This is a genomic window from Mesorhizobium sp. P2_E10 (assembly GCF_056404235.1).
Genome location: NZ_JBFUEK010000001.1, coordinates 360,748 through 378,709, shown reverse-complemented (window position 1 = coordinate 378,709; position 17,962 = coordinate 360,748). Strand labels below are relative to the sequence as shown.

At 63.4% G+C, this 17,962-nt stretch carries 15 protein-coding genes; 7 read left to right on the top strand and 8 right to left on the bottom strand.

What is annotated here, in order from left to right:
* Nucleotides 1–52 precede the first annotated feature (52 nt).
* The gene (deoC, locus tag AC1D0N_RS01955) at nt 53–1,102 is read right to left on the bottom strand and encodes a deoxyribose-phosphate aldolase (RefSeq protein ID WP_477240839.1); all 1,050 of its coding nucleotides are present in this window, start codon (nt 1,100–1,102) and stop codon (nt 53–55) included.
* A gap of 154 nt (nt 1,103–1,256) precedes the next feature.
* Nucleotides 1,257–2,084 (bottom strand): ferredoxin--NADP reductase, encoded by an 828-nt coding sequence (locus AC1D0N_RS01950; RefSeq protein ID WP_477240837.1) that lies wholly within the window; start codon nt 2,082–2,084, stop codon nt 1,257–1,259.
* Between the two features lie 220 nt (nt 2,085–2,304).
* Here AC1D0N_RS01950 and AC1D0N_RS01945 point away from each other — a divergent pair, with 220 nt between their 5' ends.
* The 6 genes from AC1D0N_RS01945 (at nt 2,305) to AC1D0N_RS01920 (ending at nt 9,979) form a co-directional block, all read left to right on the top strand.
* Entirely contained in the window at nt 2,305–4,389 is a 2,085-nt protein-coding gene (locus AC1D0N_RS01945; protein ID WP_477240835.1) for a hydantoinase/oxoprolinase family protein, read from the top strand.
* A 1-nt stretch (nt 4,390) separates the two neighbouring features.
* On the top strand, nt 4,391–6,082 hold the full coding sequence (locus AC1D0N_RS01940; RefSeq protein ID WP_477240833.1) for a hydantoinase B/oxoprolinase family protein: 1,692 nt from the start codon (nt 4,391–4,393) through the stop codon (nt 6,080–6,082).
* Nucleotides 6,069–6,437 carry a hypothetical protein gene (locus AC1D0N_RS01935; RefSeq protein WP_477240831.1) on the top strand — a complete coding sequence of 123 codons (369 nt, stop codon included), beginning with the start codon at nt 6,069–6,071 and terminating at the stop codon, nt 6,435–6,437. Before AC1D0N_RS01940 ends, AC1D0N_RS01935 begins: the two co-directional genes overlap by 14 nt.
* Nucleotides 6,438–6,578: 141 nt before the next feature.
* Nucleotides 6,579–7,355 carry an ABC transporter substrate-binding protein gene (locus AC1D0N_RS01930; protein ID WP_477240829.1) on the top strand — a complete coding sequence of 259 codons (777 nt, stop codon included), beginning with the start codon at nt 6,579–6,581 and terminating at the stop codon, nt 7,353–7,355.
* Nucleotides 7,356–7,425: 70 nt separating this feature from the next.
* On the top strand, nt 7,426–8,541 hold the full coding sequence (locus AC1D0N_RS01925) for an aminomethyl transferase family protein (RefSeq protein WP_477240827.1): 1,116 nt from the start codon (nt 7,426–7,428) through the stop codon (nt 8,539–8,541).
* A 370-nt stretch (nt 8,542–8,911) separates the two neighbouring features.
* Complete coding sequence (locus AC1D0N_RS01920) at nt 8,912–9,979, top strand: phosphatase PAP2 family protein (RefSeq protein WP_477240825.1); 1,068 nt, start codon at nt 8,912–8,914, stop codon at nt 9,977–9,979.
* Here AC1D0N_RS01920 and AC1D0N_RS01915 read toward each other — a convergent pair.
* The 6 genes from AC1D0N_RS01915 to AC1D0N_RS01890 are packed head-to-tail and all read right to left on the bottom strand — an operon-like array spanning nt 9,951 to nt 17,018.
* Nucleotides 9,951–10,412 carry a MarR family winged helix-turn-helix transcriptional regulator gene (locus AC1D0N_RS01915; RefSeq protein WP_477240823.1) on the bottom strand — a complete coding sequence of 154 codons (462 nt, stop codon included), beginning with the start codon at nt 10,410–10,412 and terminating at the stop codon, nt 9,951–9,953. The two genes, AC1D0N_RS01920 and AC1D0N_RS01915, sit on opposite strands and share 29 nt — an antisense overlap.
* A complete protein-coding gene (locus AC1D0N_RS01910) occupies nt 10,409–10,993 on the bottom strand; it encodes an amino acid synthesis family protein (protein ID WP_477240821.1) in 585 nt (194 codons plus the stop codon). The genes AC1D0N_RS01915 and AC1D0N_RS01910 overlap by 4 nt, the downstream gene beginning before the upstream one ends.
* The gene (locus AC1D0N_RS01905; RefSeq protein ID WP_477240819.1) at nt 10,986–11,870 is read right to left on the bottom strand and encodes a UPF0280 family protein; all 885 of its coding nucleotides are present in this window, start codon (nt 11,868–11,870) and stop codon (nt 10,986–10,988) included. The genes AC1D0N_RS01910 and AC1D0N_RS01905 overlap by 8 nt, the downstream gene beginning before the upstream one ends.
* Complete coding sequence (locus tag AC1D0N_RS01900; RefSeq protein WP_477240817.1) at nt 11,870–13,411, bottom strand: 6-hydroxynicotinate reductase; 1,542 nt, start codon at nt 13,409–13,411, stop codon at nt 11,870–11,872. The genes AC1D0N_RS01905 and AC1D0N_RS01900 overlap by 1 nt, the downstream gene beginning before the upstream one ends.
* Nucleotides 13,408–16,161: a molybdopterin-dependent oxidoreductase gene (locus tag AC1D0N_RS01895; RefSeq protein ID WP_477240815.1), complete on the bottom strand. Its 2,754-nt coding sequence runs from the start codon at nt 16,159–16,161 to the stop codon at nt 13,408–13,410. Before AC1D0N_RS01895 ends, AC1D0N_RS01900 begins: the two co-directional genes overlap by 4 nt.
* Nucleotides 16,158–17,018 carry an FAD binding domain-containing protein gene (locus tag AC1D0N_RS01890; protein ID WP_477240813.1) on the bottom strand — a complete coding sequence of 287 codons (861 nt, stop codon included), beginning with the start codon at nt 17,016–17,018 and terminating at the stop codon, nt 16,158–16,160. The genes AC1D0N_RS01895 and AC1D0N_RS01890 overlap by 4 nt, the downstream gene beginning before the upstream one ends.
* A 288-nt stretch (nt 17,019–17,306) precedes the next feature.
* Here AC1D0N_RS01890 and pncA point away from each other — a divergent pair, with 288 nt between their 5' ends.
* Complete coding sequence (pncA, locus tag AC1D0N_RS01885) at nt 17,307–17,921, top strand: bifunctional nicotinamidase/pyrazinamidase (RefSeq protein ID WP_477240811.1); 615 nt, start codon at nt 17,307–17,309, stop codon at nt 17,919–17,921.
* Nucleotides 17,922–17,962 lie beyond the last annotated feature (41 nt).

The window sequence follows — 17,962 nt, the reverse complement described above, 5'->3', positions numbered from 1 at the left end:
CCCTCCTCCTTGTGGGGAGGGTCGATCGGCAAAGCCGATCGGGGTGGGGGTTTCACGCCATCGCGTGGCGGTGATTGGCCGAATAATGGCCCGTCAGATGATGTTCGAGCTGGCGCTCGATGTCGGTCAACAGGCTCGACGCGCCGAAGCGGAACAGGTCGGGCTCCAGCCATGGGCGGCCGAGTTCTTCCTTCATCAGCACCAGCCAATCGAGCGAGGCTTTTGCGGTGGAGATGCCGCCGGCCGGCTTGAAACCAATGAGGTAGCCGGTCTCTTCAAAATAGGCCCTGATAGCGCGCACCATGGCCAGGCCAACGGGCAACGTCGCGTTGACGCTCTCCTTGCCGGTCGAGGTCTTTATGAAATCCGCACCCGCCATCATCGCCACCATCGAGGCCAGCATGACATTGCGCAGCGTGGCGAGGTCGCCGGTGCCTAGGATGACCTTCAGATGCGCATCGCCGCAAGCGGCACGCATCGAGACGATCTCATTGTAAAGCTCCCGCCACTTGGCGCCGAACACCAAGCCACGTGGAATGACGACGTCGATCTCGTCGGCGCCATCCCTGACCGAGGCCTCAATCTCCTGCAGGCGCGTCGAAAGCGGGGCAAGGCCATGCGGAAAAGCAGTGGACACGGCAGCAACGTGAATGCCGGTGCCGCGCACGGCGTCGACGGCGGTGGCGACGAAGGGATGATAGACGCAGACCGCCGCCGGGCGGATCTTTTCACCCACTATGCCGAGGCCTTCGACGATGTCGCGGCGGAACGGATTGATCGCCTTGGCGCAGAGCCGGCGCACACGCTCCTCGGTGTCGTTGGAATTCAGCGTCGTCAGGTCCATGCAGGCAACGGCGCGCAGCAGCCAGGCCGCCTGATTGTCGGCCTTGATCGAGCGCCGTTTGGTCAGGCTGGCGACGCGGCGTTCGAGTGCCGAACGGTTGACGCTACGCACCGATTCCATGAAGCCGAGATCGAGCTTCATGCCGGGGTTGCGGGCGATGCGATGGTCGAGCGGGACAGGCGTGTTGGCCGCGGCGCGCGCCGGCAACGGCGTCACCTTGGGCGAGCCAAGATCGGCTTCGCGGATTGTGCTGCTCATCTCCTGCCCTTTCATTCAACGACTTGCGCCGAAGATAGCTCGTGAATTGATGCTTCACGAGTCTTTCAAAGGGTCATAGCTGAAAAAGGCCGCGGAAACAGCTGATTTTTGACCGCGTGGTCAAAAGTGCTGGTTTTGAGATGCCTGGGTCTGGTCAGCCGACGAAGGCGCGCTCGACGACGAAGGTCGCGGGGTGATGCAGCGAGCCTTCCTGGAAGCCCAGGCTTTCGGCCAGTTCCTTGACGTCCTTGAGCATATGCATCGAGCCGCAGATCATGATGCGGTCGGTCTCCGGATTGAGCTTGTCGATACCGAGATCGGCATAGAACTTCCCGGAGCCGATCAGCGCAGTGATGCGGCCCATACGCTCGGACTCTTCGCGCGTCGTCGAATTGTAAAGGGTGACGCGGCCACCGGTCAGCTCGCCGATCAACGGGTCGCTTTCCAACGCCGCCACCAATTCCCTACCGTAGGTCAGTTCGGCGGTATCGCGGCAGGTGTGGGTCAGGATGAGCTGGTCGAACTTTTCATAGGTATCGGGATCGCGCAGCAGGCTGGCGAAGGGCGCGATGCCAGTGCCGGTCGAGATCATGAACAGGCGCTTGGCCGGGGTCAGCGCGTCGACCACCAGCGTGCCTGTCGACTTCTGGCGCATGATGACGGTGTCGCCAACCTGGATCTTCTGCAACTCCGAGGTCAACGGGCCGTCCGGCACCTTGATCGAGAAGAATTCCAGCTCTTCGTCCCAGGCCGGGCTGGCGATGGAATAGGCGCGGAACACCGGCTTCTCGGCATTGGGCAGGCCGATCATGACGAACTCGCCTGAGCGGAAGCGCAGCGACTGCGGGCGGGTGATGCGGAACGAAAACAGGCGGTCGGTATAGTGCTTCACCGAGACAACGGTCTCGGCATAGACGTTGGCCGGAATCGGGAATTGCAGCGGACGGGCGCCGGCGGTGTTGAGAGCGGATGTGGTGTTCATCAAATCCAACTTTCTGGCCCAACTCAGGATGCGGGCGCCGAACTTTCACCAGCGCGCCCGAACCATTCAGGTTCCGGCGTGCCGTTTGCACACTGCCAAGCGGTAAGCTCTTGTGTCCGGAATTTATTAGTATACAAACGATATTTGCGTCAAGACGCCAGTGTGAAACAGCTTTCCAAACTGAGACATATCCGTAGTCCTGATATTTCGGGTTTCGACAATGAAAGAGAATTTTTCGGCGCAGGCGCACGATTCCCTTGGCAAAGTCGTCGCTGGCATCGATGTCGGCGGGACCTTTACGGACCTGCTTCTGATCGACGGACGCGACGGCGGACGGGTGCATATCGCCAAGACCCCGACCACGGTCGACAACCAGGCATTCGGCGTCGTTTCGGCACTCGGGGCCACCGGATTTCCGATCGACGGCATCGACCTGATCGTGCACGGCACGACCACCACCACCAACGCCGTGCTGGAGCGCCGGCTGGCGAAAACCGGCATGATCACCACGCGCGGCTTTCGCGACGTGATCGAGCTTGGCCGTCGCACGCGGCCGCAAGCTTACGGCATGACCGGCACTTTCGTGCCGATCATTCCGCGCAATCTGCGGCTCGAAGTGTCCGAGCGTGTCGAAGCGTCCGGAGCGGTGCGCATTCCGCTCGACGAGGCCGAGATGCGGGCGGCACTTTCGCAGTTGATCGCCGACGGCTGCGAATCCCTGGTCATCCATTTCCTCCACTCATATGCCAACCCTGCGCATGAGCGGCGCGCGGCCGAAATCGCCGCCGAACTCTGGCCAAACGGCTACATCACCACCGGCCATGCGCTGCTTTCGGAAGCGCGCGAATTCGAGCGCGGCGTGACCGCCTCGGTCAACGCTTCGGTGCAGCCGATCCTCGAGCGCTATGTCGAGCGGCTGCGCAAGGAATTGGGCGCAAAAGGCTACGCCCGCGACTTCCTGATCATGAACGGCAATGGCGGCATGATCTCGGCTCGCTTCGTCACCCGCGAATCGGCAAAGACCGTGATGTCCGGGCCGGCCTCAGGCGTCATCGCCGCCGCCTATACGGGAAAACGCGCCGGCTTCGAAAACCTGGTGACCTACGACATGGGCGGCACCTCGACCGACGTGGCGCTGATCCGCAATGCCGAGCCGGCAGTGTCCAACGAGATCGAGATCGAATATGCGATGCCGATCCATGTGCCGATGGTGGCCGTGCATACGGTCGGCGCCGGTGGCGGCTCGATCGCCCGCGTCGATGCGGCAGGGCTGATCCAGATCGGCCCGGAAAGCGCCGGCGCCAATCCCGGCCCGATCTGCTATGGGCGCGGAGGCCTGGAGCCGACCATCACCGACGCCAATCTGGTGCTCGGCCGGCTGGCGCCGAAGAAATTGCTGGCGGTCGAAAATCCGGTCACCGTCGAACGCGTCACCGGCATTTTCGAGAACAAGATTGGCCGCGCAACCGGCCTGTCCGGCGTCGAGGCGGCGGGTGCGGTGCTGCGGCTCGGCAACATGAAGATGGCCGGCGCCATCCGCATGGTGTCGGTGTCGCGCGGCCACGATCCGCGCGATTTCGCGCTGTTCGCCTTTGGCGGCGCCGGGCCGCTGCATGCGACTGCGTTGGCGCGCGAGCTCGGCCTGCCGAAAGTGCTGGTGCCGGCGCGTCCGGGCATCACCAACGCACTCGGCTGCGTCGTCGCCGACCTGCGCCACGACTTCGTCAACACGATCAACCAGCCGGTCGCCATGCTCGACGAAGCCAAGCTTCGCGAGGTATTGGAACGGCACCGAAACGAAGGTGAGGAGCTGATCGGCAAGGAAGCGGTGACGCCAGAGACGATCCGCGTCACCCACTCCGCCGACATGCAGTTCGTTGGCCAGACCCACATCATCAACGTGCCGCTGCCGTCGTCGTCGGTGACCCGCGCAACGTTGCAGCAGCTTTTCGAAAAAGCCTATTTCGCCCGCTTCAAGGTCGAGTTGCCGGAGATCCGCGCCAATCTGGTCAACCTCAACACTTCGGTCACCGGCGTGCGGCCGGCGATCGATCTGTCGCGACTGATCGATCCGGCGGGGCGCGCCAAAACGCTTGACGAAGCGCGGCGCGAGATACGGCCGGTCTGGTACGCCGGAACCTGGTACGAGACGCCGGTGTATGCGCGCGAAAAACTGCCGCTCGACGCTGTCATCGAAGGACCGGCGATCCTCGAACAGATGGACGCGACCACCGTGCTCGAACCCGGCGACCGCGCGCGCTCGGACGCTGACGGCAACATCATCATCGACATCGGCGAGGCCTGAGATGCAAAAGCTCGACGCCATCACGCTTTCGGTCCTCCAGGCGGCCCTGCAGCAGGTCTGCGACGAGATGGACCTGACCTTTTCACGCGCCGCCTTTTCGCCGGTCATCGCCGAAGCCAATGACCGCTCTGACGGCATCTATTCCGCCGTCGATGGTTCGCTGATCGCGCAAGGCAGCCAGGGCCTGCCGGTATTCGTCGGCGTCATGCAGTATTCGACCAAGACGGTGATCGAGATGATCGCCGACGGACGCTGCCTGGCGCCGGAACCGGGCGACATTTACATCGTCAACGATCCCTATCTCGGCGGCACGCATCTGATGGATGTGCGCTTCGCCATGCCGATCTACCGGAACGGCAAGATATTTTGCTGGCTGTCGAACACCGGCCACTGGCCCGACATTGGCGGCTCGGTGCCGGGCGGCTTCTCCGCATCGGCAACAGCTGTCGAACAGGAAGGGCTGCGGCTGCCGCCGGTCAAGCTGTTCAAGAAGGGCGTGCTCGATCCCGAGATCTACGCCATCATCTGCTCGAACATCCGCGTCGCCGACCAGCGCATCGGCGACATCCGCGCGCAAGCCGCGGCGCTGCTGATCGGCCAGGATAGGCTGAATGGAATCCTGGACCGTTACGGCGACGAAACAGTTGTCGAGGCGATCGCCGAGTTGCGCCGCCGTGCGGCGGAACAGATGCGCGCCAACATCTCGGCCATTCCCGACGGTACCTACCATTCCAAGGCGTTTGTCGACTCAGATGGAGTGGTCAACGAGCCGCTGACCATCGCGCTGGCGGTCGAGAAACTGGGCGACACACTGACTTTCGATTTCACCGGCTCATCAAAACCCTGTGCCGGGCCGATGAACAGCGTGCTGGCGACGACGTTGTCATCGGTCTATCTCGCCATGCGCCATATTTTCCCTGATGTGCCGATCAGTGCCGGCGCCTTTGAGCCGCTGAATATCAAGCGGCCGGAAGGCACCTTCCTCGATGCCAAGTACCCGCGGCCGGTGTCGGGCTGCGCGGCCGAGGTGTCGCAGCGCATCGCCGAAGCGGTGTTTGCGGCCATGGTGCAGGCGCTGCCGGACAAGGTGACGGCGGCGCCGGCCGGCTCGAGCGGCAATTTCGCGCTCGGCGGCAACGATCCGGCGCGCGGTCGCGACTATGTCATGTATCAGATCTCCGGCGGCGGCTATGGCGGCAATGCCGGCCATGACGGCCTGACCAATGGCTGCTCGACCATCGGCATTTCCAAATCGCCACCAGTCGAGATCATGGAGCAGGCATTTCCCGTGCTTTACCGCCACTACGCCTTGCGCGAAGGCTCGGGCGGCGCCGGTAAGCATCGCGGCGGCTTTGGGCTTGCCTATGAGGTGGAGATCCTGCGCGGCGATGCCCGCGCCTCCTTCGTGATGGACCATGGCCGCTTTGGCCCGCAAGGCGCGCTCGGCGGCAAGGACGGCGCTGTCAACACAGTGACCGTGTTCCGAGCCGGCGAGGAGCATGTGCCGCCGCATCTGTCCAAGGAACAGGACATCGCGCTGAAGGCCGGCGACCGCGTGCGCGTCGGGACACCGGGCGGCGGCGGCTATGGCGATCCGCTTGAGCGCGACCCGAAACTGGTCGCCGAAGACGTCAGGCTTGGCTATTATACGGAGGAGCAGGCCAGGGAGATGTTCGGGGGTGGTCGAGGATAAGTTCAAGTGCCGCGTTTGCGGACTGAGCCATTTCCCGGACATGCCATGGGGCGAGGATGGTAATGACCGTTCATACTTGATCTGCGATTGTTGCGGTGTCGAGTTCGGCTACGACGACGAAGGTTTGCAGCTCTGTCTCTGGCGTCGGCACCATTGGGTCGAAGTCGAGCATTGCCGATGGTTTTGGCCAAAGTCCCGGCCGGCCGATTGGGATATAGCTGCCCAGATCAGAGGCATCCCACAAGCCTACAAAGGCGTTGACGACGAGCGGCTGATCCAGGCCTATCTCGACGCCGGAGAACCGCCTCTGCGAGGGCTGACGGCCCTGAGCGCTGCGGAGAAGAAGCTGCGCTAGGGATGTCTCACCGGCATGGCGACGCCACCTGCGCCCCCTTCGTGCGTTCGCAGCGCCGTGATCGCCGCCGAGCATGTCGCTTCCGTCTCCGACGAGGGCACAAAAGACCGTAGACTTCTCCGGTCAAAGGAGATCAGGATCATGCGTCTTTTCGGTCGTTTCGTGCTTGCCGCTTCCGTCGCGATGGCTCTGGCCACCGGCATTGCTTCCGCCCAGGACAAGAAACTCAAGCTCGGCACCGAAGGCGCCTATCCGCCCTTCAACTATGCCAATGCAGACGGCACGCTGGGTGGTTTCGACATCGATCTCGGCAAGGCGCTGTGCGCTGAGATGAAGACCGAATGCGAATTCGTCGTGCAGGATTTCGACGGCTCGATCCCGGCGCTGCAGGCCGGCAAGTTCGATGCGATCATCAACATCACCATCACGCCGGAACGCGCCGAGAAGGTGGATTTCACCCACAAATACTACCAGACGCCGCCGGCCATTGCCGTGCCCAAGGATTCGACACTCACCGGCACCTCGCCCGAGGACTTGAAGGGCAAGGCGCTCGGCGTGCAGAGCGCGACCATCCACCAGAATTTCGCCGAGCAGAAATACTCGGGCTCGACCATCAAGCCCTATCCGACCGGCGATGACGCCCGTGCCGACATGGTCAATGGCCGCCTCGATGCGGTGATGGATGGCTCGATCATCCTGACCGAATGGCTGAAGAAGCCCGAGGGCGCCTGCTGCAAATTGCTTGGCACCTTGGCCCCGGACCCGGCCATCCATGGCCCCGGCGTCGGCATCGCGCTGCAGAAGGGCAACAAGGAGTTGACCGACAAGCTCAATGCCGCGATCGACGCGCTGCGCGCCAACGGCAAATACAAGGAAATCAACGACAAATACTTCTCGTTCGACGTCTACGGGAGTTAATCCCTTCACCGATCCGACCTCGGCAGCGCCGCCCGGCGCTGCCGTTTTTCATGAATGACGGAGAATTTTCTTGGCCGAACGGCGCTCCCCCTTTTACAACAGCATCGTCGGCCTGGGCGCGACCATGGGCCGGGTCGGCGGCGATTTCGTCTCGGCCAAATATTATTCCGGCATTGCCGACGAGCATCTGAACACCCGCTTGAATGTCGGTGTCCAGGACCTCAGCACCATGGGCAAGATGGACATCAAAGGGCCGGAGGCCGAGGCGCTGGTCAATCATGTCATCGTCAACGATGCCGCCGCCATGAAACCGGGCCAGGTGCGCTACTCCACCGTCTGCCGCGACGACGGCGGCATCATGGACGACCTCACCGTGTTCAGGCTCGGAGCGGAGCATTTCATGCTGGTGACCGGATCGGTGAATCGGCTCAAAATGTTGCCATGGCTGCTGCATCATGCGCAGGGGCGAAAGGCCTATGTCACCGACATCACCGCGGCCATCGCCTTCCCGACCATACAGGGGCCGCGCTCGCGCGAACTGCTGAAGGCGCTGGTGCAGGACGCCGACCTGGATGGACTGAAACGCTGGGCGTTCACATCAGGGCGCGTCGGCGAGACCAAAGTGCTGATCTCGCGCACCGGCGTGACCGGCGAGCTCGGCTTCGAACTGTTCGTGCCGGCCGACGAAGCCACTTCGATCTGGGACGCGCTGGTGCGGGCTGGCCGGGATTTCGGCCTGAAGCCTTATGGCGTGCTGGCGATGTTCACGCTTGGGCTGGAAAAGGCCTATCCGGCGCATGGCATCGACATGGACGAGAGCCGCACGCCGTTTCATGTCGGGCTTGACCGCTGGATCAAGTTCGACAAGGGCGATTTCATCGGCCGCGAGGCGCTGCTCAGGGCCCGCGACAAGGGCCTCGACGAACGCTGGACCGGACTGATCCTCGATGGCGACAAGCCGGCTGCAATGAATGCGCGGGTTCTGGCCGATGGCGAGGATGCCGGTGTCGTCACCTATAGCGACCACGGCTATTCGCTGGGCAAAGTGCTGGCGACCGCGTATCTGCGGCTGCCGTTGACCGCTATCGGCACGGAACTCAGCGTCGACATCGACGGCGTGCCGACCCGCGCGGTGGTGGCGCCGATACCGTTCTTCGATCCGGAAGGGACACGGCTTCGCGCCTGAAGATCAGGCCAATTTCGCCAGCATCGTCATGAATGTCGCGGCGTCATTTGGCCGAAGCTCGGGCTTGGCACCGAGGGCGCGCCAATCCGCCCTTCAACTATGCTGGTCGCCGAGGATGTCAGGCCCGGCTAACGATACGGCTTAGCAGACAAGATGCTTCGGCCTTAGCCGGTTTGACAGCACAGCCGCGTTGCAAAGCAATCCAACAATGCGAATGCCTACCCGACATTATTTAGACAAATCTAATAAGTTTGTTCAGTCTTTGCTAATACTTTGTTTCGATACACCTGAGCAACAACATATTAATTTCGGGAGATTAGGTTGGCACTATACTGAAGAGGTTGACCCGACACTGATTGCGAGAGGGATCATGGGCGCATCTACGCAAGCGGTGGCTGGTGCGCGTGTCGAAGCCGAGGACATTGTGTCCGCCCGGCCGCCCCGGACCGTTCTTCTCGTGCTGGCTTTTTGCTTTTGCTACATAGCCGGCGCTCTGGCGCTCTGGCCGGCAACCTTTATCGAAATGGCCCCAACCTATTTCTTGGTGCTCGCCCTCTACGGCTGGATGATTGCTCTCGCAATCGTCCTCCCTCTTGGAGTCATTGCTGCGCCGAAGCAGCCGGTTCGGGCGATGATAGACATAATCCGCCGCCGAGGGATGCTGGCCGTTTTCGTCGTCGCCACCTTCGCGCTCGGTCTCGCCGCATTCACCACCTACAAGCTGAACATTCCAACCTTCGTGCCCTTCTACGGCGACAAGGCGATGGCCGACATCGATGACTTTCTACATGGTGGCCCGCCCTGGAAAATTGCGCATTCCGTCGATTCCGAGATGACCTCCTGGATCGTCTCGCGAACCTACTATGGGACGTGGTTTTTCGAATGGTTCGGAATGGCGTTCCTTGCCGCGTTCCATACCAGGCAGCCTCTGCATCAGCGCTATCTCGTGGCGTTGGCACTGACCACCGCGGTGATTGGCACGTTTCTGGCGACGCTGTTCTCTTCAGTTGGACCGATCTTCTACGATCAGCTTCTCAACGAGACCCGCTTTGCCGACCTCTATGAGGCGTTGCGGCACTATCCTTACAACGAACATATCGTGCGCCATTCCGAATACCTGCTGCAGAACTACAGGGCAGGGTCATCTGAATTGGGCACGGGAATATCGGCGATGCCGAGCATGCATGTGGCTATTGCTACGTTGAACGCCTTCTACCTTGCGCGGCTCAATCGCTGGTGCGGTGTCGGGGGATGGGTGTTTGCCGTGTTGATCCTGTTCGGCTCTGTCTACACCGGCTGGCACTATGCCCTTGATGGCTACGTTTCCGTGGCCGTGGTGAGCTTGATCTGGTGGCTGTCCGCCAGCATTTCCGAGCGTAAGAGCCTCGCAAGTTCAAAGGGTGGCTCGGTCACGCCAGCTTGGACAGTAGCTTCATAAAAGTCGCGGCTTCCTTGGCCGACAGCGGCGCCAGCGTTTCCTCGGTGATGGCGCGGGCCAGCGGAATCAGCCGCTCGATGGCATCACGGCCCTCGGCGGTCAGGTTGACCAGCAGGCGCCTTTTGTCGACCTCGTGCTTGGTGAGGTCGACCAGGCCACGCGCCTTGAGCCGGTCGATGACGCCCTTGACCGTCGCCGCGTCCATGGCGATCAGCGTGCCGAGCTGGTTCTGCGAGGTTTCGCCGACGTCGTGCAGCTTGGCCAGAGCGGCGAATTGCGGCGGCGTCAGGTCGGCGATACGCGCGGCAAAGATCGAAACATGGCGCTGGTGCGCCTTGCGCAGGATGAAGCCGACCTGCTCCTGCAAGCGGTAGTCATGCTCGTCAGGCTCTTCGGCCTCCACCAGTTTCAGCAGATTGTCCCCGCCGCTCATCGCAAACCGTCCCAAGCCTTGATGTCGCCAACCGCCAGTCCACCCATGCGGTCGTGCACGCGCGGGCCGCAGCTCATGGCGAGACAGAACAGGATCTCGTCGGCACGCGGCCCGTCGCTGATGCCGACCTCCATGGCGTCGAAATGGCTGCGCACATAGGCGGCGTTGGTGTGGCCGAGCGGCACGTCGAGCCGCGAGCCGAAGGCGCCGACCTTGGTTGCTGACGGCACGATCGCCTTGGCGCCGCCGAGCCGCTCACGCATGGCGTAGCCGCCCGGCACATGCCACAGCGCGCCATGCTCGAGTTCACCTGACGAGCCGACGATCGTGCCCTTGCCGTAGCCGTCGATCTGTTTCACGTCACCGCCCAAGGCGGCAATGAGCTTATCCGTGAGCAGCAGGCCAAGCGGCTTCAGATCGTCCATGGCGCTCTGCAACCCTTCCACGTAGCGGCCGGCGAACGGGTTTTTCACCAGCGCCACAGCGGCGGCGCGTCGGTGCGGCGCCGCGGCGACCGGCCCGCCATCGTGAAAGATCTCTTCGGTCAGAACCGCGATCTTGCGGATCGGAAACTCAGGCATGCGCAACTTCCTTCCCTGGACTTTTGTTGGACGCGGCAAGCACCATGGAACCACTGATGCGGGCCTCACCGCCCAGAAACAGCGCCGATGCGGCAATCAGGCCGCGCCTGCGAAAATCTTCGGCGACAGCAAGGCCATTGTCCAGCGCCCGCGCCACTTCGCCAAGTGCAAGCGTGCCGACGGCCTGTGTCACCAACCGCGCGCCGAGATCGCTGTCGGGCGACAGTTCCTGTGCGGGAATGCGCTTGATGGCAGGATTGCCGGGCAGGTCTACGGCGTTGGCAATGAGCGTCGCCGCCGCATCGGCCTCGGCGCCAGTCCGCGCCAGCACAGTGACGGCGTCGGCAATGCCGAGCGAAAACGACCGGCCACGCCAACCGCTGGTGGCGACGCCGTGCACACCGTCTTCAGAGCGAATGGTGATGCGGTCGGCCATACCGTTGCCGGTGCCGGCGATCGCCAGGTTCATCGACTGGCCCTTGCCGATATGGAGAGCGCTGTCGCCGCCATTGTTGACATAGGCGCGATCGAGCTTGCGACCGGCAAGCAGTGCGGCAAGCATTTCGTCGGCTACCGACCCAGCGACAGCGGCCATCGGTGTTATGAAGCCTTCCGCCAGGGGCATGACGGCTGCTTCCATGCGGCGCGCCGTCGGGCCGTCAAAGGCGCGCGGCGCCAGGAAAAATGCCGGGAGCCGCAATTCGGGAAGCTCCTCGACCAACTCGACCAGGATCGTCTGGAAGCGCTCGACGGCCTGGGCATAGGCGGCACGACACTCATCCGCCTCGCCGAAGGCCTCGACGATCAGGTCGATCGGCCCATGGTTGAGATGCAGCCGCTTGCCGTCCTGCAGCCAGTGCACTTGCGGGCCTTGCATCACCCGGCCCCGTTCGAGCCGGCGCGGCGCAACTGCGCCAGCGGCGGCCACGGGTTCTGTACTGCCGCACCCGCGCCGCGGCGCGGGTTGAGGTACTCGCCGCCCTTGGCGACAATGTCGTCGACACTGCGGATCTCGACCTCGTAGCCGCCGAGGCTGATATAGTCGTCGCGACGCAAGGTGAACTCGATCGGCGCCACCAGCGCCGGGGTCGGGACATAGCCGAAAGCGCCTTCCGGTACGCGCGTGACGTCAACCATCAGCGTGATGCCGCCGCCCGGCCAGACATAGACCGGGGCACCACCGACGGTGACGTAGGTCTTCAGGCCTTGCACCGAACGGGTGAGGTTGACCGGGTTTTCGGTGACGCCGGCGCGCAGCGAGCCGCCGGCGCCGCCGATGAACAACACGGTGCACAAAGCGGGCTCGCAATTGTCCTCGATCAGCCCGACCGATTTCTGCAGCCGCTCCGGGAACGGCTTTTCGACCGGCTTCAAATCGTCGTCGAGCTCGTAATACGCAAACTGCTCGCCGGTGGTCGAGACCATCAGCAGCGACAGGCCAGGATGCGCGCCTTTCTTGGAATTCCATTCACCGAGGATCGACAGCGGGTCGGAAATCGAGGTGCCACCCCAGCCGAGGCCGGGTTCGGAGACCTTGAAATAGCGGCCGGGCGTCGAACGGCGGCCAATGATCTTGATGCCGGTATCCTGCCAGCCCAGCACCTTGCCGGCCTGATGCTCGGAGACGACGCCGGTGATGTGATCGTCGACCACCACCACTTCGTCGACCAGACCGCGCCACTGGGTGGCGAACATGCCGATGGTGGCCGAACCGCAGCCGACGCGCATGCGGTGCTCGACCTTGCCGTCGATGACAGGTGGTTTGCCGGCTTCGACGATGATGGTCGCACCGCCATCGATGACAAGTTCGACCGGCTTGCGGTTGCACAGATCGAGCAGCGCATCGCAAGTGGCGCGTCCCTCAGCCTTGGAGCCGCCGGTCAAATGATGCACACCGCCCAGCGACAGCATCTGCGAGCCGTATTCGCCTGTGGTGACATGGCCGATCGCCTCGCCCTGGGAGCGGACGATGGCGGTCTCCGGACCAAGGTGGCGGTCGGTGTCGATCTTCACCTTGACGCCGCAATAGGAGAAGATGCCCTCCGTGACCACGGTCACCAGATCAACGCCTTCGACTTCCTGGCTGACGATGAACGGGGCCGGCTTATAGTCGGGATAGGTAGTGCCAGCACCGATCGCGGTGACGAAGCGGCGGCCGGTGTTGATCAGTTCGCCGTCCCAGGCCTCGCCTTCGGCAACGAAGGGCACCACAGCGCCGCCGGTCTCGGCCGCGTGGTCGAGGATGGTCAGCGGATCCATGCGCACGATCCTCCCGCCGACATTGCCGTAGCGGTCGCAGGCGCCGGTGCGGCCGTCTGCGATGTAGCACATGACCGGACAGGCATCGCAGCGGATCTTTTCCGCCACCTGCTTTTCGCCGGGATCGTGGGTTTCGAAACGCTCGGCAAGTTCGCTCATTGGCGTGCCTCCTTCTCCCGTATGGCAGCGCGAATGCGGGTCGGCGTCGCCGGAACCTTGGTGACCACCACGCCGGTGGCGTGGCGGATGGCATTGAGGATGGCCGGTGCCGTCGGGATCAGCACATGCTCGCCCAGCCCCTTGGCGCCGAATGGACCTTCGGGATCGGGGACCTCGATCAGGATGGTCTCGATCGGCGGCACGTCGCCGATGGTCGGGATGAGATAGTCGTGCAGGTTTTCGGTGCGGCCGGGGATGTATTCCTCCATCAGCGCCATGCCGATGCCTTGGGCGATGCCGCCCTCGATCTGGCCCTCGACCAGCAGCGGATTGATCGCCTTGCCTACATCATGCGCGGCGGTGATTTTCAGCAGCTTCACTGTTCCCAGCTTGAGATCGACTTCCAACTCGGCGATCTGGGCGCCATAGCCATAGACGGCATAGGGTTTGCCCTGGCCCTTGGCATCGAGCGGCAGCGTCGGCGGATCATAGGTTTCCTCGGCACGGAAGACGAAGCCGCCGGCATCGACATCAAGGGCGGCAAGGTCGATGCGGCGGGTGGCCTCACCCTCGCGAATGACGATTGCCGGCCCATCGAGATGCAGGGACGCTTTTTCCGACACATTGGCGAAGCGCAGGATGGTTTCGCGCAAGGCGCGGCCTGCTTTTTCGGCGGCTTTGCCGGTGACAAAAGTCTGGCGCGAGGCCGATGTTTTGCCGGCGTCGGGGCTGATCGCGGTGTCGGCGCTTTTCAGCCGGAATTTGTCCAGCGGCAGGCCGAGCGCGTCGGCACAGATCTGGGTTATGACGGTGTTGGAGCCCTGGCCGATGTCGACGGCGCCCTGATGCAGGATGACCTCGCCCGCGGGCGAGATGCCGACCCTGATGGTCGAGGGATTGGGCAGCGAGGTGTTGCCGCAGCCATACCAGCAGGACGCAATGCCGACGCCGCGCCTTTGCTTCTCATTGGCAGCATTGAAGGCAGCGGCATCGGCAAGCGCGCGCGCCCAGTGCGGCTGCAAGGCCTCGAGGCACTCGGCGATGCCGACGCCCGACTCCAGCCTCTGGCCGGTAACCGTTTCGGAACCGTTACGAAGGCAGTTGTTCAACCGAAACGCCAGCCGGTCCAGGCCAAGCTTTTCGGCCAGTTCGTCGTAGAGGGTTTCCTGCATGATCGTCGCTTGCGGCACGCCGAAGCCACGGAAGGCGCCGGAGATCGGACCATGCGTGTGGATGGCACGGCCCTCGGCGCGATAATTCGGCGTCGCATAAGGACCGGAGGCATGCACGGGAACGCGGTTGGCGACAGTCGGCCCCCAACTGGCATAGGCGCCGGTGTTGAAATCGCCGGCGAAGATCATGCCGGTGACAAGGCCATCGGCATCGACGCCAATGGTCGCCTTCATCTCAGCGGGATGGCGCTTGGTGGTCGAGATCATCGATTCATTGCGGGTGTAGGTGAGTGCGGCCGGCCTTCCGGTCTTCAGCGCCACCAGGCCGATGAGAGGCTGCAGCGAAACATCGAGTTTCGAGCCAAAGCCGCCGCCGGTGGCGGTCGGCACGATACGCACCTTGTCGACGGAGAGGCCGAGCACCTTTGCCGTGTCGTCGCGGTCCATATAGGGCGCCTGCGTGCAGGCGACGACGACCAGCGTGTCGCCGTCCATATAGGCATAGCCGGCTTCCGGTTCGATATAGGCGTGCTCGACATAGGAGGTGTCGATGGCGCCGGACACCGTGACGACGGCGCCGGAGAGCGCCGCGTCGGGATCGCCGCGCTCGACAAAGCCGGAGGTGAGCAGGTTTGCCGGCCGGTGGTCGTGGATCAGCTTCGCGCCGCCGGCCTGTGCTTCGCCGGGCTGCAGGAAATGCGCTCGTTCGGTCCAGGAAACAGGAAAGTCTGAAAGGTCGAGATCGAGCATGGCCTCGCGCTCGCCGCCAACCAGCGCCACCGCCTCACCGCGAAAGCGCGCAAACCCTTCGGCCAGAGCCGGCTGGTCGGCGAACGGGCCGATGACGCCAAAGCAGTTCTTTCCCGGGATATCGGCGGCGGTGAAGACACCGACGATGCCAGGATGATTTCTTGCCCAGGCATCGAGATCGCCGAAGGTGAACCCGGCATGATAGTGCGGCGAGCGGACCACCAGCACGGCAAGCGCGTCGGCCGGGAAGGAATCGCCGCCGAATTTCTCGCCGCCGGTGACCTTTGGCTGGCCATCAAGACGGATCGGCGACGCGCCGACGGCATGGCCGGATTGCGGCATGCGGTGGTCGAGGCCGTTGACGTGGCGCGACGCATCCATGACCGCCGCAATGATCTTGCGATAGCCAGTACAGCGGCAGAGGACGCCGCCCAGCGCATCCTGGGTTTCAGCTTCGGTTGGGTACGGTTTCTCGTCGAGAAGAGCCGTCGCCGCAACCAGCAAGCCGGGCGTGCAGATGCCGCATTGCGCCGCGCCATGCTCGAGAAATGAGACCTGCAGCGCCGACAGTTTTCCGTTGGCCAGGCCCTCGACCGTGGTTATCGCAGCGCCGGCCACCGAGGCCGCCGGCACCAGGCAGGCGCAGACAGGATTGCCGTCGACCAGCACCGTACAGGCGCCACAATCGCCGGCATCACAGCCGACCTTGGTGCCGGTCAGGCGCAATTCATCGCGCAGCACCGAGGACAGACGGCGGACCGGCGGCACGCGGACGGAAACGGCGGCGCCGTTGATTTTGAAGGCTATATCGGCACGTTCCATGCTCATGCCGCCACCTTGTCGCCGGCGCTGTGCCCGACCGCGGCAAGCACGGCGCGGGCGACGATCTCGCGCGCCGCGTCGAGCCGGTATTCGGCGCTGCCGCGCACATCGCCGATCGGCGCCAACTCGTCCATCGGTGCGGACTGGACCGCAGCGGCGAGCGCAGGGTTGTCAGGTTGGCCACGCAAGGCTGCCTCAACGCCGGCGAGACGTTTGGCGACCGCCGAGCAAGAACCGACAGCGACGGCTGCTTCGCTGACGATACCGTCCTCGACAACCAGACGCGCGGCCACCATGGCGATGGAGATGACGAGATAACGCCGGGCGCCGAGCTTGACGAAGGTCGACGTTCCCAAGCCCGCCTGTTTCGGCACGCGGATGGCGGTGACCATCTCGCCCGGATGCAATTCGGTGCGGCGATTGCCGAGGATGAATTTTGCCAGCGGCAGGGTGCGGGTCGCCGCTGCGGAGCGCAATTCGATCTCGGCATCGAGCACCAGCAAGGGCGGCACACCGTCGGCGGCCGGCGAGGCATTGCAGAGATTGCCGGCCATCGAGGCGACATTCTGGATCTGCACCGAGCCGACTTCGCGCGCCGCCTGCTTCAGTGCATCGAAAGCCGGCGGCAAGGGATGGCGGACGAGATCGGTCCACGTCGTGCGCGCGCCGATCGTCCAATGGGTCTCGGTTTCAGTGATGCCTCGCAACGCCGCGAGGCCATTGATGTCGAGGACATTGTCGCGAAACGGCTTGCTGCCTTGCGCCGGATAGAAATCGGTGCCGCCGGCAAGGATGCGCCACGGGCCCTCGCCAAGCAGAGCGAGCGCCTCGTCGACCGTGGTGGGTTTCGCGTAACGGATCACGCTTTGCCTTCCAAAAACAAAGAGCCTTCCAAAGAGCTTTCCAGAAAAAGGGCTTTCACGAGGAGTCTGCCAGCGTGCGAGCCGGTCGAATTCATTCGTATGCAAATGATATCAAGCCGGCAGGAATTGTCAAAGCCAGAGTTTGTGCTGCTGTCCGCATCAACGCTCCGGACAAGCATTTGTTATGCCGCTGGAGGTTGACGCCGCCGGCCATCTGGTCAAGTTTCTGCAGCCGGTCGCATCAGCGGCATTTCTTCACTGGAGCCTGAGACAAAAGAGGGAGGCCCCATGGCCGACGAAGCGCTTGTTGTCATCGACCTGCAGAACGATTTTTGTCCAGGTGGCGCGCTGGCGGTCACCGGCGGCGATGAGATCGTGCCGCTGGTCAACGATTTGATCCGGCGCACCGAGCATGTCGTGCTGACGCAGGACTGGCACCCCGCGGGACATTCGAGCTTCGCCTCCAGCCATCCCGGCAAGCAGCCTTTCGAGGCGATCGACATGCCCTACGGCCCGCAGACGCTGTGGCCGGACCATTGCATCCAGGGCAGTCTTGGGTCGGATTTCCATTCGGGCCTCGCCTGGACCAAGGCTGAACTGGTGATCCGCAAGGGCTTCCGCCCGGCCATCGACAGCTATTCGGCCTTCTTCGAGAACGACCGCACGACGCCGACCGGGCTTGCCGGCTATCTCAAGGAGCGCGGAGTCGATAGCGTGACCCTGGTCGGCCTGGCGACCGACTTCTGCGTCGCCTTTTCGGCGCTCGACGCGGTCAAACACGGTTTTGCGACCACGGTGCGGCTCGACGCCTGTCGCGGTATCAATCTCAACGGCTCGGTCGAGACGATGCTGAAGCGAATGCGCGAAGCCGGCGTAAGCCTTGAAGACCACGCATCGGACTGACAGACCATGAATGCGGTGCGGGCGACAGCTTTGACGGCAGG

Bases quoted from the DNA above. Each gene is read 5' to 3' on its own strand.
- AC1D0N_RS01930 (WP_477240829.1), top strand. From the start codon at position 6,579: ATGCGTCTTTTCGGTCGTTTCGTGCTTGCCGCTTCCGTCGCGATGGCT.
- pncA (WP_477240811.1), top strand. From the start codon at position 17,307: ATGGCCGACGAAGCGCTTGTTGTCATCGACCTGCAGAACGATTTTTGT.
- AC1D0N_RS01900 (WP_477240817.1), bottom strand. From the start codon at position 13,411: ATGAGCGAACTTGCCGAGCGTTTCGAAACCCACGATCCCGGCGAAAAG.
- AC1D0N_RS01915 (WP_477240823.1), bottom strand. From the start codon at position 10,412: ATGAGCGGCGGGGACAATCTGCTGAAACTGGTGGAGGCCGAAGAGCCT.
- deoC (WP_477240839.1), bottom strand. From the start codon at position 1,102: ATGAGCAGCACAATCCGCGAAGCCGATCTTGGCTCGCCCAAGGTGACG.
- AC1D0N_RS01910 (WP_477240821.1), bottom strand. From the start codon at position 10,993: ATGCCTGAGTTTCCGATCCGCAAGATCGCGGTTCTGACCGAAGAGATC.
- AC1D0N_RS01895 (WP_477240815.1), bottom strand. From the start codon at position 16,161: ATGAGCATGGAACGTGCCGATATAGCCTTCAAAATCAACGGCGCCGCC.
- AC1D0N_RS01950 (WP_477240837.1), bottom strand. From the start codon at position 2,084: ATGAACACCACATCCGCTCTCAACACCGCCGGCGCCCGTCCGCTGCAA.
- AC1D0N_RS01905 (WP_477240819.1), bottom strand. From the start codon at position 11,870: ATGCAAGGCCCGCAAGTGCACTGGCTGCAGGACGGCAAGCGGCTGCAT.
- AC1D0N_RS01920 (WP_477240825.1), top strand. From the start codon at position 8,912: ATGGGCGCATCTACGCAAGCGGTGGCTGGTGCGCGTGTCGAAGCCGAG.
- AC1D0N_RS01940 (WP_477240833.1), top strand. From the start codon at position 4,391: ATGCAAAAGCTCGACGCCATCACGCTTTCGGTCCTCCAGGCGGCCCTG.
- AC1D0N_RS01945 (WP_477240835.1), top strand. From the start codon at position 2,305: ATGAAAGAGAATTTTTCGGCGCAGGCGCACGATTCCCTTGGCAAAGTC.